Origin of the sequence: Microcoleus sp. PH2017_28_MFU_U_A, from assembly GCF_020738035.1 — a bacterium.
Lineage (GTDB): Bacteria > Cyanobacteriota > Cyanobacteriia > Cyanobacteriales > Microcoleaceae > Microcoleus.
The window spans coordinates 13,355-30,009 of record NZ_JAEQCX010000084.1; the positions used below are offsets into that span (position 1 = coordinate 13,355).

At 43.5% G+C, this 16,655-nt stretch carries 11 protein-coding genes and 1 pseudogene; 8 read left to right on the forward strand and 4 right to left on the reverse strand.

The window, feature by feature from the left end:
- The first annotated feature begins 177 nt into the window (after positions 1–177).
- The 4 genes from JGK14_RS20965 to JGK14_RS20980 are packed head-to-tail and all read left to right on the forward strand — an operon-like array spanning position 178 to position 10,060.
- Complete coding sequence (locus JGK14_RS20965; RefSeq protein WP_325315438.1) at positions 178–9,201, forward strand: DUF4114 domain-containing protein; 9,024 nt, start codon at positions 178–180, stop codon at positions 9,199–9,201.
- 4 nt (positions 9,202–9,205) lie between these two features.
- Positions 9,206–9,460 carry a cytoplasmic protein gene (locus JGK14_RS20970; protein ID WP_293186102.1) on the forward strand — a complete coding sequence of 85 codons (255 nt, stop codon included), beginning with the start codon at positions 9,206–9,208 and terminating at the stop codon, positions 9,458–9,460.
- Complete coding sequence (locus JGK14_RS20975; RefSeq protein ID WP_293236540.1) at positions 9,445–9,846, forward strand: hypothetical protein; 402 nt, start codon at positions 9,445–9,447, stop codon at positions 9,844–9,846. The genes JGK14_RS20970 and JGK14_RS20975 overlap by 16 nt, the downstream gene beginning before the upstream one ends.
- Before the next feature lie 7 nt (positions 9,847–9,853).
- Complete coding sequence (locus JGK14_RS20980; RefSeq protein WP_293226048.1) at positions 9,854–10,060, forward strand: cytoplasmic protein; 207 nt, start codon at positions 9,854–9,856, stop codon at positions 10,058–10,060.
- A gap of 139 nt (positions 10,061–10,199) precedes the next feature.
- Here JGK14_RS20980 and JGK14_RS20985 read toward each other — a convergent pair whose 3' ends face one another.
- The gene (locus JGK14_RS20985) at positions 10,200–10,697 is read right to left on the reverse strand and encodes a transposase (RefSeq protein WP_325315439.1); all 498 of its coding nucleotides are present in this window, start codon (positions 10,695–10,697) and stop codon (positions 10,200–10,202) included.
- A 39-nt stretch (positions 10,698–10,736) separates the two neighbouring features.
- Positions 10,737–11,039, reverse strand: a complete 303-nt coding sequence (locus JGK14_RS20990; protein ID WP_293208430.1) for a transposase — start codon at positions 11,037–11,039, stop codon at positions 10,737–10,739.
- An 86-nt stretch (positions 11,040–11,125) separates the two neighbouring features.
- On the opposite strand from JGK14_RS20990, the gene JGK14_RS20995 reads away from it, so the two are divergent.
- Positions 11,126–11,404 (forward strand): hypothetical protein, encoded by a 279-nt coding sequence (locus JGK14_RS20995; protein WP_293208433.1) that lies wholly within the window; start codon positions 11,126–11,128, stop codon positions 11,402–11,404.
- Between the two features lie 35 nt (positions 11,405–11,439).
- Here the strand turns inward: JGK14_RS20995 and JGK14_RS21000 are convergent, their stop codons facing one another.
- Positions 11,440–12,402, reverse strand: coding sequence for a pentapeptide repeat-containing protein (locus JGK14_RS21000; protein WP_293208436.1), 963 nt, complete (start codon positions 12,400–12,402; stop codon positions 11,440–11,442).
- Positions 12,403–12,645: 243 nt separating this feature from the next.
- On the opposite strand from JGK14_RS21000, the gene JGK14_RS21005 reads away from it, so the two are divergent.
- Complete coding sequence (locus tag JGK14_RS21005) at positions 12,646–13,527, forward strand: hypothetical protein (RefSeq protein WP_293325214.1); 882 nt, start codon at positions 12,646–12,648, stop codon at positions 13,525–13,527.
- Between the two features lie 123 nt (positions 13,528–13,650).
- Complete coding sequence (locus JGK14_RS21010; protein ID WP_293219459.1) at positions 13,651–14,970, forward strand: DNA/RNA non-specific endonuclease; 1,320 nt, start codon at positions 13,651–13,653, stop codon at positions 14,968–14,970.
- A gap of 105 nt (positions 14,971–15,075) precedes the next feature.
- On the opposite strand, the gene JGK14_RS21015 is transcribed toward JGK14_RS21010, so the two are convergent.
- Complete coding sequence (locus tag JGK14_RS21015) at positions 15,076–16,035, reverse strand: pentapeptide repeat-containing protein (RefSeq protein WP_293277638.1); 960 nt, start codon at positions 16,033–16,035, stop codon at positions 15,076–15,078.
- A gap of 158 nt (positions 16,036–16,193) precedes the next feature.
- On the opposite strand from JGK14_RS21015, the pseudogene JGK14_RS21020 reads away from it, so the two are divergent.
- Positions 16,194–16,655 (forward strand): annotated as a pseudogene (locus JGK14_RS21020) (DNA/RNA non-specific endonuclease); the annotation flags it as partial.

Sequence of the window (16,655 nt, forward strand, 5' to 3'; positions counted from 1 at the left end):
ATAACTTTAAAAACTATCAGTAAATATACGGCAAATATAACAGACTAGCAACATCAAAAAAACTCTGAACTTCTGTATTTTTCCGAATATCTTTATAATCGAGTCTACCCGATAATGATGAGTAACCGCTGAATAATGATTTAAAAGAAATTAACCATTTTTCAAGGAGTGTCCAGAGTGCCTTTAACCGACCCGATTAGAGAACCTTTAACAGAAGTGGAATCCTTAATTCCCGGACTAGCCCCAACTTTTGCCCCACAACTGCCGGGAATTCAGACTAACAAAACCTTATTATATCAAACTCCCGGATCTTCATCAAACTCTGAACAACCTAACTTAATAGAAACCGCAAAGCCGCCACAATCCGAATTCATTCGAGCCGAAACCGATGCTTTTATTACTAACAAAGCCTCCGATATTAACAGCATACCTTCTGCTAAAACCAGTGCCACCAAAACTAACAGCTACTCCAGGGATTCAACCACTTCTGAAATTGACCTTCTAATTGGCAAACTCGACTCGGACTTAGGAGATCCCCTGACAAACCCGAATCCAACTGCCTCAAATAGCGAGCCTTTTGACTCTAATAAACCCGTTCCTCACCCACCTGCAATCAGCTCGTTAGTCAGTAACTCAGAAATTAATAAAACCACACCTGCTACAACCACTGCAAGTGATAAATTACCTGAAAATAAAACACAATTACTCCCAACCGGAGTTGCCAACTCAGAAAAAGAAAATAACAAAACATTACCCGTTATAACTACATCCACAAACTTAGAAAAAGCTTCGGAAAAAACACCATTACCCGCAACCCCTGAAACGAGTTCAAAACCCGAAGATAACAAAACATCTTTATCGTCAGGGGCTACACTCAAAAGTGATTCAGAACCCAATAAAACATCACCTGCAACTGTATCAACGGTTGACAACTTAGAGCCGAACAAAACATCACCTGCAACTGTATCAACCGATCGCTCTGAGCCGAAAAAAACATCACCTGCAACTGCATCAACCATAATACCAGATCGCAGTACAACTTCATCAGAAAAATCCGAGAAAATTGCAGTAACAAATTCAACCGAAACTGTTGCGGCTAGTCCAAATATTCCCTCAACTGATAAAACCTCTACAGACAAACAGTCCCCAGTTGCCACAACTGACGACAAGATAGACTCAGACAAGCAATCTCAAAACTCCACAATTGTGGAGAAAGCCAACTCAGGCGAACAATCTCGTACTGCCGAAGTTTCTGACAAAATAGACTCCGATAAAAAAGCTCCAATTGCCCAGACTTCAGAAACAAAAAACTCAGACAAACAGCTTCCTATTACCGAAGCTGCCGCCAAAATAGACTCAGATAAAAAATCCCCAAAAGTCGATGCAATACCGACCGAAAAACCCATTTCAGATTCTCAACAGTCACCGACAACACAGCCCCCAACAGCCCCATTAATCCCAGCCACATCTAACCCAGTTTTACCTAACACTAATATCAGTGCAGAAGTCAAATCAACCGATTTACAAAAGCCAGTACAAACCGCCACTCAATCTTTAACTGACAAACAGAATGATACAGGAAAAGTTGACCCATTAAAAATCGAACCTGCTGCAATACCAAAAACAGCAGCCAGTGAAAATGTAACGGTGACGACAGCAACAGCAGCAGTTAACACCCCAGAAAAAACTCCGAACAATACTGACTCAGTTTCGGAAATTAAACAGCCAGTTAAAACAGAATCTATTGTCAGTCAATCAGCAGATGCTGAATTAATCAAAACCGACAAAGATGCAACTTCCAGCATCTCTCAACCTCCCGCAGAAACAGAGTCAGTTATCGCTCCAATTGCGGAAAAGTCTCCTGCAAAAATAGACTTACTCAGTTCTAACGTTGGCGAACAATCACCCAAACAAAGCAACTCCAACGTTTCTACCGTACCCGAACAATTGCCAATAAAAATTGAGTCAATTATTCCCACAAAAAACGATTCGGCTACGGTAGAAAATGAGAGCGTTTTTCCTGAAATAACATCAGAAATTGAAAGCGAATTGCCAACAAAAACCGATTCGGTATCGACAGCAGAATTCACTGCTGATACAATCGAACGGAACATTACTGTTTCCTTCACAGCAGCGGAATTAGAAACTGAGAAAAGCCCAGCACTCTTCTCAACTCCATCAGAGACAGCAGCAGTTACGACACAGATAGCAGAAGTCGAAACAAGCGCTTCACCCTCAACTCTTAAATCCCCACCTAAACTCACTTCAAACAATTATAATAGCAATTCAAATCCCACAGAAACTGTCGCTGTTTTACCAGCGTATTCCGATCCTGAAATTGCGCCCAAATCCGCAGAGATGACAAGCGGTTGGCTACTGTCAGCAACCGAAGAATCTGCTCAACTTTCAGACAATATTGCAGACACTCAACCCAATTCAACACAGCGTACTGGCGACTTCCAAAGCAATACCAATCCCTCAACAAATCTCTCAATAACAGCAGCAGCCAATTCACCCAGTGGCACTTTCCTTGTAGATAACCAAGGACAAGTCAAATTTGACTATGTATTTGACGGCGGCTACTTTACTGGCGAAATCGGCATTTTTAGTCTTTCAGGAATGGAAGCATTTACACCTGGTACTCCAGAATTCATCGCCGAAGCTGCTAGGAGAGTCCTAACTAATTCCACATTAGGAAACATTGTAATCCGCGACAGTACAGAAGGAGCCAAATTCACCGGTTCGATGCCGGGAGAATACGACTTCGGTTCAGGAGAATATCAGGGTATCAAAACTTTCAACATGACCCCTGGAGACACTTTTGCCGTCATGTTCGTACCCAGCGGTACAGTACAATCATCCCTCCAATACTCCTGGCTGTGGGATTTGTTTCCCGAAAACCGTCCCTTATTCAGTATCGCCACAGCCAATCCCAACGATACCGGTCATCTGCTACAAATAGCCGACATTACGGGCAGCGGTAACACCTTTGCCCTCGAAGATATGTCATCCGCTAACTCAGACAGAGATTACAATGACCTAATCTTTAAAATTAGTGGCGCAACCGGAAACGCACCGCTGCTAGATACAGTCATCAACCCTGACAAAGAATGGCGAAATACTCCCCTAGGACAACAATTGCTCGCCGAAGCCAATCCCCCGAATTCTGACAACAATCCGCCCGTTGTTTCACCGACAAGCACTCGGACTTATACAGAATTAGAGACAACTATTTCATTAGACAATCTTGCCACAGATGCAGAGGGCGACCCTCTGACAATTAGCGTCCTCAATCCAGTAAACGGCACAGTAATTTTCAATCCCTTAACGAACAAAGCATCCTTTAAACCAGCAACCGGCTTCTCTGGAATTGCCAGCTTTGATTTCCTTGCCAGCGACGCTTTTGGGAGTTCAACGCCCGCGCGGGTGACAGTCAACGTCAGCGATGTTCCCCTGCTAAATCTAGATTTTGTGAAGCGAAATCCCCGACTTAATGCAGGAGAAAATACGGAATTGATTGTACTCGGAGACTTTGCCGACCAAAAAGGTGTAGTGCTCCCAGATTCTTATCTAACTTACACTTCATTCAATCCAGAAGTAGCACCAATTGATCCAACGGGGAAAGTGACAGGTTTGGTCAACGGTACTTCAGTTTTGAGCGCAAGTCGCAACAACCTGCAAGCAGTAACAGCAGTGCGAGTAGGAAAATTGCCAGCCCCAACCAACGATGCAGAATTCAATGGAGCACTAGCCGAGATTAACGGTTTGAATGTCTATCCCAAAGCAGTCACAATGACAGCCGGAATGGGACGCTCGCTTTTAGTAGGAATTGAAAATATCATCAAATCCCCCGATCTGAAATTCGGCTCTACAGGAACTCGCTATTTCCCCGGAAACTCCAACCTATTACAAGTGAATTCAGACGGCGTTATTACCGCTATAAAAGAAGGAGTTACTAACGTCACTGTCATTCACGGAGCCGCCGAACAAGTCGTGCCAGTAAGAGTCTCCCTTCCCGCCATCGCCGGAACAATTTTAGGAGTAAATGGCGGTGCAGTTACTGGCAGTGACGGTTCAATTGTGATGGTGCCGCCCGGTGCTCTTGCCGAAAATACAGCTATTAGCTTGACATCTCTAACCAGCAATGATCTATCGCTACAACTTCCCGACGGTTTGCAGTTCGCCGGAGGCTTCAATTTAGACTTGGGCGACAACTCCTTGAAAATTCCCGCTCAATTAGCAATTCCTGCCCCTGCCGGCTTATCTCCTGGTACCGAAATTTTATTCCTGCGAAAAGGTTCGCTGCCGGATGCTAACAATATTTATTCCCCAATTTGGCTGATTCAAGAATCCGGTGTAGTCGATGCCAGCGGTACTATTCGCACTAATTCTCCACCATTTACCGGTATTTTGGAGACTGCCGAAATAGCGATGATAGCAATGCCGGACCTGGAGTTACAGAAGTTGGCATTGGAAAAGTTGCTCACCACCTCCAATATAAATGGTTCCCTTCTCTCAACAAATGTCGGTCTCCCAAATGGTTCCCTTCTCTCAACAAATGTCGGTCTCCAAAACAGCTTTTTAGCAGCCAATGCCGGTTTAATCGGTATAGCCGCCGTCACCACAGCTCAATTCGCCGCTACAATTTTACTGCTGGCTTACTTGGCTAAATACCTGAAATCTGGATTGAAAATTATTGCCATTCCTGAAGTCGGTTTACCTGTAGTCACTCCGGCGGGTGTTGAACTCGATCCAGAAGGGATTCCCCGCGTCACAGCCACTCTAAACATACCCACACTATTCCCAGCAGACCCCTTCGCACCTCCAGTGCTTCAATCCGCTGAATATAAGTTGGAAAATGGCGAACCAACCGTCGTCCTGACAGGCAGCAACTTCCTGAATAACTCCAATGATTTAGGCGGTGAATTTAAAGACTTAACAGTCAGCTTCCGCGTCGGCGACAAAACTTATCCAGGCACATTGATACCGGATAAAAACACCGATTTGGGAGAAAATAGCTACAAAATTGCTGTCAAAATTCCGATTACCGTACCCCTCGGCGAATCCAGCATTGTAGTGTCGAGAAAGCAGAAAAAGCGCTTCGGACCGGGTACTGGAGATTACGAGACTGTCGAACTAGAAAGTGAAGAAAATATCCGCCTCGCTCCTACCTGCGTTGAATTGGCGCTGGTAACAGAACGTACGGGCGACAAAATCAACGTTATTAACCTCAAAGACGCTTTATCAACTGTTGAAACCCAGAACAGCAATAAATTAGCGGTTGCTTTTAACATTCCTGTGGGTAATCCCAATATCCCATCAGACCGACCGGAGTCGATCGCGGCTACTAACAATGCTACCCGCGCCTACGTGACTCTGCGGGACACCGGTCGGGTGTCTGTGGTGGATTTGATGGCGCTGCGAGAGATAGATACTACCCCAGAAACGGCAACTGTGGATGCGATTGGCTTGCCCTCTGGAGCCAGACCACAAGCTATTGCGATCGACCCCAAAGACAATTACGCTTACATTGCCGACCAAAATCGCCCCAACATCTACGTCCTCGACATCAACCCGAATTCAGCAACCTATCATACTGTTATCCAGACAATTAACGTCACATCACCCCTGGGACTGAGCCAGTTGGCTATCAGCAGCGACGGGCGCCGACTGTTCGCTACTGGTTCCGACAATAACGAACAAACACCTAACCGCCGCATTTACGCTGTCAACATTGACCCCGCCGACAAACCGAGCGCTCAGGGCTCTAACGAGCGGAAGTGGCACCAGCAGATTAAAGTAATTCCCACCCTATCGGAGACAGAGGGCATAGCTGCTACTTCCGACCCCAAGAAAATGGTGTTTACCAACGGGCTTGCTAGTGTCCTTACCATAGATAGTAATGGGGACCAGATAAAGCTTCAAGATGACGGCAAGGGCTTCGGAGTGCTCGAAATTGAGTCTGATGACCCCCTCAATTTTAGGGCTAAAGTCGATTACGCTCCTTTGTCGCTGGGCGTGGCCACTGACTATTTTGATGTCAACGAGGCAGTGGCTGTAACAGTAACGCAAGACGGGAAATATGCGTTTGTTGCCGGCCGCAACTCTAGGGCAAAGATAAATACGCGCGAGGGTGGAAATATAGGCATTATCGCAAACCCACTGGACCCCAATCCTCAATTGGTGGCTGCGACTCGACCGATTCCGGGCAGCTTAACTAACAACCTAGCGCTTTCGAGTGACGGCAAATATTTGATTGCTTCCTATCCCACCTTCGGTTTGGGAGGAAGTTCCTACGTTTTCGATGTTGAGCAAATGATTAAGGCTATAGAGAATCCGGGTAATTACAAGCTTGACGCCCGCGACAGGGGTGTGGATACTTGGGGTTTCCAGGCAAGCAATCAGCGAAATGCGACAACTGCCGACCTCGTCCGCGTGCCTATTGACGATATCAACCCTCTTGTCAGTATTGCGGCCGACTACGAAATTATCGAAGGAAATTGGATTAATAACTTTGGTTTTGGTATCCCGGATGGTACGAAACGCGCTCCCATTGGTATCGGTGGAAATCCTAAAGGTTTGGCAATAGCGAATGCTAAAAACTGGTTGGAATTAAAAGGACCGATCGGGGATAGCAAGAATGATAGCAATCCTTTAACTCCTACTTTTCAGTGGGATTTGAAGGGTGAGAATGAACCCTGCGGTCTTCCTGGTTTTAAGCCTGATACTGATGTCGATAAGGTCAATCTTTATGTAAGCGTTTTTCCGCAAGGGAAGGGCTTGTTGCCGGGCGATCGGTGGGATGGGTTAAATTCGCAGGACGACAAAGATTACAATCCGAATCGGGTTCTGACTGCTGAATGGGAAAACGGTACGTGGACTTGGGATGGGAAAACTAAGGCTGGTTCTTCAAAGGAGTTTACTCTTTCTAGCGATCGAATGTTGACGGCGGGTCAGGAATATCATTGGGCTGTGGAAGCTACGACGAATAAAGGGGCAAAAAAAGTTGTTACCAATAAGTTTAAGACTTTACTGCCGACTCCCATTTCTGGTAGCAATACTTTCAGCAGCGTTACGGTGTTAACGCGAGGCTTAGAACCTCAACCTAATTTGATAGACCGCCAATTCGAGCAGATGGCTTCTCACCTGACTAAAGAAAATGGTTTGGTCATGCGTTACGATCGGGCTACTAACAAATGGGGGTGGCTGAATTTTGATGGCTCCACAACCTTCTCCCCTCCAAGTCATAAATTTGGCGCACCACTGACACTAATCCCTGGATGGGAACAGCCACCAGAAGCAACCGCATTCAACTCTGGCTTTACTGAGGCAGCCGCAGATGCCTTTTTTGCTTCACTGGTAGCTTTAAATCAAGGTTTGGAAAACACCCTTTTCAATTCACCTATGCACTTTATTGGGTTTGGTCAGGGTGCAACGATCAACAATGAAATTGTCCAGCGTTTGGGAAGTTATTTTCCCCTCGCTGGTGGTATTAGCCTTGTAAACCGCGACCTTCAGATGACAACGATCGATCCTCATGATTTCGACCAAGATTACTTGGTAGGCTCCTTAAAAAGCTTCCGCGATCCATCCGTGCGAATCTGGGAAAATGTTACCTATGCCGATAACTATTATCAAAACGTCCCCGCTCTGGATACACAGGAAATCAATACCCCTGCTGGTCGGCGAATTGCGGAGGCGGATTGGAACGTACACCTTGGTGGTTCTGATGGCTTGAGCCGGATTGGATTTACTGAAAATAGCACGGATGGAAGGCCTCACCAAGCTCTAACTTGGTATGCAGGAACAGCTAACCTTAGCGGAAGTCAACTCCCCTCAAGGAATGGAGAGAGGATTTACCGTCGCCTTGGAGATCTGGAATTAGATAGTTCAGGCAATCCAACCAAACCTACGTGGTACACACCAGATCATACGAATGCTAATTTTACTCACGGTGAACAACGAGCTCCTTGGGAAGGTATCGGTACTGGCTGGTTTTACTCGGTACTGGGCGGTGGCTCTCAATTACGCCCCTATGATGCTAACGTAAGTAACCGTGTGCCCGTAACTGAGGACAACACCTACACAGACGAAACTATAGGTAACAAGATGCGAGGTGACTATGCAGTTCCCACCCTTTTCAATGGTAATTTTGACGCCAGCAAACGTTTTACATATCAGAGCGTTCCAGGCTGGTCTTTTTACAACTCTTTAAGTGTATCCGACAATCCTAATGTGTCGCAAAGACATCTGCATGAACGGGATGAGATTGATACCTTTTTAACTGAAGAGCAAAGAAAATTAAACTACGGTTTAGCCGGACAAAACAATACCTTGAAGATGGGAGGTACTGATGGACCTAAAGAAATAATTCATAATCTCTTTCTTGTCCCCGATCAAAACAGCTTACACGATAGTTTGAAGTTCGACCTGCACGTACCCCAAGACCAACTCGGTGCGGGAAGAAAAATTACGGTTTCTATGCAAGCAAACGTAGCTGGTTACGAACAGTTTACGTCAATAGGAACTATCGATTTAGAGCGAGGAGTATATGAAAAAAATAGCTCTCCGGAGGAGCTCGACAGCAATATTCGCAAGATCGGTTATGGTACTGAAGGCTTGGAAACTTTCTACCTAAATGTCCCGCAAGAACTGCGCGGTAAGGTAGCTTTACTCAAGTTTGAAATCAATGACGGCACTGTTTACCTTGACGATATTTCTTTTGGCAAGAAGTGGGAATCTTCTATGACTCTCGCTGAGGCTGAAGAATATACAAAAAATAGCTACAGCAGACGCGTGCTCTATCATGGAACTAACCCAGTTCGTGCTGCTAGTATTGCGAATGGTGGTGTAAATCCTGCTAGGCTCGCAAGCGGTTTCCTCGGAGAAGGTTTGTATGTGACAAATCAGGAGGAGAGGGCTAAGGATTTTAGCATTGATGAGAATGGCAATCTAAGGAAAGGTCCGATATTAAAAACCGTGCTGAACATAAAAAACCCCAGAGTCTATCCGGGTTTAGAGGAATTTTTCGAGGAGGCAAAAATTTACGGTAATACAATTGGTAAACAAGGATCAGAGGCGATAGATAAATATACAGAGTATCTCAGATCTCAGGGGTATGATGCGATCGTGACTACCCCAGAATTCATGCAATATTATTTAGTTTTCGACCGCAAACAAGTAGTTGTTGTTAAGGAGTAATCAAATGGCTGAATATAAACGATGCCTTGACTGCCGTCACTTGTTAGATGGCATTGTAGACGAGATTCCAACTTGTCGCGCCTTCCCTAAAGGAATACCACTAATTTTTGTCGTCGGAGGTGGAGAACATATAAAACCTTTACCCGACCAAGGCAATACAATTGTTTATGAGCCAATAGAACACACAAAACCTTTACCCGACCAAGACAATACAATTGTTTATGAACCAGCCGAAAAACCTTTTTGGCAGACGGAGTGACAACCGAGTCAAAAGCCCCATCGGTAGCGGATTTGGTAGATCCTGCTTACTTTAACAGAGGATACTCATTGTTTGGACCGGGACTTTATTTATCAAATGATATAAGGGTAGCCGAAATCTACAGCACCGATGATGCCGTATTAGATATAACGTTAAATGTAAAAACTCCCCAAATATATTCACATGATTTTGCCTACAAGTCCAGCTTAGAAAACTACCGTTTAACTAATGGTTTACAGTTGTCAGACCAAGAGTTAATTAATCAATATGCAGAATATTTAAAATCTCAAGGTTACGATGCTATTCAAATAGGAAATCCTCTAGTTCCTTGGAGAAAAAGCATCCTATTTTTTGACCCAAAACAGGTAGTAGTTGTTCGTCCTTAATACTCCAATGAATAAAAATCAAATGAGCGAATATAGAGGGTGTCGTGGTTGTCGGCATTATTTAGGCGACCTAAATTGCAGTGCCTTTCCTGAAGGAATACCTCTGATAATAGTATCAGGGGAAATTCAACATACTAAAGTTCTACCCAAGCAGAAGAATACAATTGTTTATGAGGCAATTAAAAAAAGTACAACAGACAAAATGGAAGAGTAAAACTAAAATTTGCTGGGCAGAGCCAGACGCTAAAAACGTAAAATAATGATACGAGCTGTAAAAGTTTAGATTAATTTATAGATCGTATTGTTGTTAAGGAGTAATCAAATGGGTTCTATAGAACCCATTTGAGATCTTTTTACGCGGTGGCTAGTCTTTTAAGCATCAGTCTGATAAAGCAAAGCTTGAGTTTGGCATTTGAACGAGCGAGTGTGCGATCGAAGTTTTTGACTAAGCTTTTGCATCTTTCCACCCAAGCGTTTGAACGTTCAATTACCCATCTAGCCGCCACAGGCACAAACCCAGATTGCCCTTTAGCCTCCTTTTCGGCTTTCGATGGTTTGGCTGAGAGTTCAAATTGAATCTTGGTCATAATCTGGGGATAAATCTCCTCCAATGCTTGAGTAAGTTTATCGGGGTGGTACCCGTTGTCTAACAAAATGGTAGTTTTGGGAAGTTCCGCAGGTTTAGATTTGAAGTAATCGATGTTTTTTCCAAGCATTTCAATCAGCCCTCGATCATCAGATAAGTTAGCTTTGGTACAGTGGGTAAAGAATGGAAAGCCAAGTATATCGACGGCTAGATGTCTTTTGATGCCATTTGTGCATTTGTAAAAACAAAACCCTTTCGACTCAATACTAGCATAGAAGCGTGTTTTTCACCGCTTGAGAGTCAATCATAATAAGGGTTGTCCACTGCGGTTTTTTTTGACTTGTTGGCGCACCTGACTGTGTAACTCCGTCATGATCTGATCGAGTACACCGCCCTCACACCAATTTTGGTAATGCCAGAAGACAGTAGAATATGGTGGTAGATCTTTGGGCAAGTCAGACCAATTACAACCGTTCTTGAGTTGATAAAATATCCCATTGAGGATTTGCCGTTTTGTCCACACCGGAGGTCTGGTTTTCTTCTTCTGTGGGAGTAATGGCTCGATAATTTCCCACTCTTGGTCGTTTACATCGCTGGAATAACCCATTTTCATCCCTGACCTGTTTGAGTTGATCTATATCTTGTTGATTTTACTCGATCGCCCAAAAGATCTCAAATGGGTTCTATACATTTTTGACACCTAATAAAACCGAACCATTTGCTAATTGGCCTCTTACTGGGCAGCCCATACCTCACCCCTTTAATGAAATTCAAGCTGAGCTAGGACTAACTGCGACTCTGCCGGATATCCAAAATGCAGTTGAATGGCGTAATCCTGCTACTTGGCAGCTCACAATTAAGCAGCTTGAAAAGCTGATTGATGGCAGAGGAGGTAGAAAGATAAACTTTTTGTCTAGTCTTCCTGATAACATTCGGACTTATCTCAAAGATCAGTTATATCCAATTATCTAAATTCTCTCAACCATCCTTCAAATCAGACGAAAAACTCATCTCTGATTTGAAGGATATATGTTAGGACCAACGATAACTTCTCCATTTGGTAAAATTGTATTGCGAAACCGGCCAGTTTGAGAGAAAAAGATTTTAGCACTAAGTAGATTAGCGTCTGTGAAATTGACACCATTCATATCCAATGTCAATAAATTAGCACCCTTTAAGTTGGCATAGCTTAAATCCGCAGAATCTAGACAAGAATTTTTAAGATTAGCACCGCTCAAATCAGTACCCCTAAAGTTAACATTCGTCAAGCAGGACTCTTGCAAATTGGCACCGCTTAAGTTAGCATTAGCCAAGTGGGCATTCGGCATAATGATGTTATGCAAATCGACGCCTCTAAGATCGGCCCGATACAAGACTATGCCTTCAAACCTTCTTTCTCCAGCAGCGTAGCGCCGGAGCAATTCTTGAGTTTCAATGACTCTAACTGGATCGCTTTTATAGCTACCATTTGGTATAATAGTATGACAAAACAACGCCGATTCTGTATTAATATTTTGCCATTTAGCAGCGCAAAAATTTGTTCCAGTTAGGTTCGTCTTGACCAGGTTAACATTGTTTAAATTAGCATTCTCTAAGTTAGCACCGCTCAGCTCAGCATACCATAAATTAGCATTAGCCAGATTAGCGTTACTTACATTAGCCCCCACTAAGCAAGTGCTGCTCAAATTAGCATTTTCTAGATTAGCGTTACTCAAATTAGCACCGCTCAGGTCGCACCCCTGCCAAATACTTGAGTGCAAATCAGAGCCACTTAAATCGATATCAATCAGGTATTCACGTTGCTCGACAATTCCTTCTAAATTCATCCCGGAAAAGTCTCTCCATCCATCTTTGTACAAATCGACTACCTCCCAACCTTGCATCTCCGGCCAATGCTCGTTGAGAGAAGGAAGCATAATATATTCGTCGGCTTCTTCTTCTTCCCATTCGAGATATTCTTCGTTATTCATAACTTTTTTTGAAGATATTTACATATTATATTAATAATAGCAGATCGTGAGCCAGACAATATTACAATCGGAATCGTACTTAATGGAGTCGCTAAACACATTTATAAAGAGGGCGGTGCCGTTCAGAAATATAACTCTGCAACTGGCAAGTTAATCCGCACTCAAGGAGCTGTTTTCAATTCACCGCTACATTTTGTCGGTTTCGGGCAGGGGGCTGTTGTTAATAGTGAAATTGTCCAGCGTTTGGGTACGTTTTTACCTGATGTTGGCGGTACGAGTCCGGCAAATCGCGATTTGCAGGTGACGACTGTTGACCCTTACAATTACAAGTCTATTTCTTTAGAAGGAACTTACCGTAACATTCTCGACCCGGAAATCAGAGTATGGAATAATGTCACCTATGCTGACAATTACTACCAAACTAATGGTATTGGGAATACTCTTAACGGGCGGGTACTTTCTGGAACGAATTGGAAGTCAGATTGGAATGTTTCGCTTAACAATCTGGCTGGTTTTACGCCGGATAACAGGGCCGGTGCTTCCCATCGGGCGGCAGGGGCTTGGTATGCGGGAACGGCTAATCTCAATGAAAGTCGGTTGCCATCAGAAAATGGCGATCGAATTTACCGCCGCTTGGGAGATTTGTCAGCAAATAATATCACCGATGTGACTAAGACTTGGTATACCCCCGACCATACCAATTCTAATTTTACTGGCGGTAATGGCGATACTAACGCACCTTGGGAAGGAATCGGTACGGGTTGGTTTCATTCGGTTTTAGGGGGAGGTTCTCAACTGCGTCCCTACGATTTTGGGGGCAAGAAAGGTAAAAATGAGTTAGGTAATTTTGAGAATTACCTGAACAATAATCGGGCTGCTGTTTACGAGGATAATACCTACACAGATATCACTAAGTCCTTCGGAACTCGGATGCGGGGGGACTATGCGGTTCCGACTTTGTTTAACGGGAATTTTGATGCGATTGCTTTTAGAAAGTCGGATCATACTATCCCAGGTTGGTCTTTATTTAATGGTTCATCTGAGGATGTTTTACAATCCCACTTAGTCGATTGGTACACTATCGGAGAAGAAGTTGCAAAGAATAGGGCAATACCAGGCTTATAAAACTTAAAAGACTTAATAAGTAGCGGTTACTTAGATGCCATAAGCTACGATGTAGATCGACCTAATTTTGCCCTGAGAATGGGAGATGGTGGGACAAAACAAATCGTACACAACTATTTTGTGATGCCAGAATGGGGAGATTTGCGATTTAATCTCCACGCACCGTTTGGGAAAGGAAAGCTTAAAGTCTTGTTGGAAACTAAACTAAATACCGACCCGCAAGGGCGACCAATAATTGGCAGTGGTACTCATCTTCTCAAAGAGATAGATCTGGCAGCAACAACAGGAGATGAACTAAAGACATACGCAAGCGATATTGACAAAATTGGTTTTGGCAGAGGAGGGTTTGAAACATTTCATGTTGGAAGCAATCAGCTAGATAAGTTTCGAGGTCAGAGCGTTAAATTGAGGTTTGAAGTTGAGGGAAACACCAGAGTTTATTTAGATGATGTTTTCTTTAAGAGTAATCACCTTAAATTTGGCAATCCATCTGAAGCTAGGTACAGTCCTGAAGAACCACAAAATAACCTCTATCGCGAAAACTTGCTACTGGAGAAGCCTCAGTACGCAGTATCTTACAATCGCACAACTAAAACCCCCAACTGGGTAAGTTGGCAGGTAAATAAATCATGGATTGGTGGAAAACGCCAAGCTGATGAGTTCATCGCCGATCCTACATTACCTAATGGCTGGCCTCAAATTAGTGGTAGCAGTTATGAAAATAATAACGGGGCCAGTCTTGGCTTTAACAAAGGACATATAATTCCTTCAGGAGATCGGACAAGACATCCCAAAGACAACCTAGCCACTTTTTTGGGAACCAACTTAATCCCGCAAAACGCTGACAATAATCTGTTTTTTAGCAGTCCTAATAATCCCGCAGAAGCCTCTGCGTGGTACAATATAGAACAGTTAGTAACAGGTATGGCTGAAAATAGTAAGCAAGTTTACGTTGTTGCGGGTAGCTATGGCACAAATTGGGAACCACAGAAAAAGAGTAATGCTCTCCCCAACGATTCTAGGTATCAAGGGTTTACCAATTCTGAGGCTTTTCAACAACAAGGAATTAACATTCCTACCTGGACATGGAAAACAAATCTGGTTTTAGAGCATCCTAGTCAAGGGATACCAGATGTTAATCACGACACCAAAATTTACACGTTTCTTACACCTAACAGAGCCGAACCATCAGCCCTAGACTGGGATAATGCTGGGGAGCAAGGAATAGTCCACCCATTTTATGAAATTGGAGAGCAGCTGCAATTAAATCGAGTTTTATCTCCAATCAAAAATGTGACTGAATGGCGATCTCCGAACACTTGGTTAGTTAGTATCGAAGAACTTGAAAACTTACTTAAAGGTAAAAATGTTAACCTGTTTTCAAATATTCCTGGAGATATTCGAGATGTTCTCAAGCGAAATATAAACTTGCCACTTTCATGATTTATAGAAATCAAATTCATGGCAAGTAGACATCTCCAATAATCAGTGTGGAACAGGCAGGATGCCTGTTCGACCCAGGCTTTTTTGTAGATGTCTAATAGAACCCTACCTTTTCCAATTAGAAGCATATTCACTAGGACCAATAACAACTTCTCCGTTGGGCAAGGTAGTGTTACGAAAAAATGCAGATTCCACGAACAGAAGCTCAGCCCCACTCAGGTTGGCTTCTGTAAAATCTACACCATACATTTCTGCATATAAGTTGGCATCTTTCAAATTGGTGTAGCTTAAATTTGCTCCTCTCAAGTTAGCAATGCACAGATTAACACCGCTCAAATTTGCCCCCCTAAAATTAACTCTCGTCAAGCAGGACTCTTTCAAATTGGCACCGCTTAAGTTAGCATCAGCTAAGTGAGCATTAGGCATAATTATGTTATGTAAATCGACACCTCTAAGGTCAGCCCGATATAAAACTATGCCCTCAAACCTTCTTTCTCCAGCAGCGTAGCGCCGAAGCAATTCCTGAGTTTCCATGACTCTAACTGGATCGCTTTTATGGCTACCATCTGGCATAATAGTATGACAAAATAACGCAGCGTCAGTGTTAATATTCTCCCATTTAGCAGCGCTAAAATTTGTGCCAATTAAGTTGGTATTAGACAGGTTTGCATTGTTTAAGTTAGCATTTTCCAAATTAGCATCGCTCAGGTCAGCATTCCATAAATTAACATTAGCCAGATTTGCATTGCTAAGATTTGCCCCTACTAAACAAACGCTACTCAAGTGAGCATTTTCAAGATTCGCGTTACTCAAATTAGCACCGCTCAGATCGCACCCCTTCAAAATACTTGAGTGTAAATCAGAGCCACTTAGGTCGATCTCAATTAGGTATTCATGCTCGATGAGAGTTCCTTCTAAATTGATCGAGGAATAGTCTCTCCATCCATCTTTATATAAATCGACCACCTCCCTACCAGCCATCTCTGGGTGATGGTTGTTGAGAGATAGAAGCGGAATAACTTCTTCGGCTTCTTCTTCCCATTCGAGATATTCTTCGTTATTCATAACCTTTTTCTGAAGATATTTACATATTAATAATAGCAGATCGTGAGCCAGACAAGATTACAATCGGAATCGTATCCTGACTGCTCAATGGAAGAATGGTACCTGGACTTGGAATGGAGGTAGTAAGGCTGGTTCTTCTGAGGAGTTTACTCTTCCTAATGACCGACCATCGGGCTGCTTTGGCTTGGTATGCGGGAACTGCTAATCTCAATGAAAGTCAGTTTCCTTCGGAGAATGGCGAAACAATTTACCGTCGCTTAGGTGATTTGGCTGAAAATAATATTGCTGATGTTACTAAGACTTGGTACACTCCTGAGCACACGAATGCCAGTTTAACTCATGGCGATACTAAAGCTCCTTGGGAAGGAATTGGTACGGGTTGGTTCAACTCTGTTTTAGGTGGAGGTTCTCAATTACGACCTTATTTTGATGGTGGGAAGAAGACTAAAAATGAGTTGGCTAACTTTGAGAATTATTTGAAGAATAATCGGGTTTCGGTGTTAGAAGATAATACTTACTCAGCTAGGATGCGGGGTGATTATGCGGTTCCTACTTTGTTTAATGGGAATTTTGATGCTGTAGCGGCTCAACTAGATTCGCAACCCATTCCTGGTTGGTCT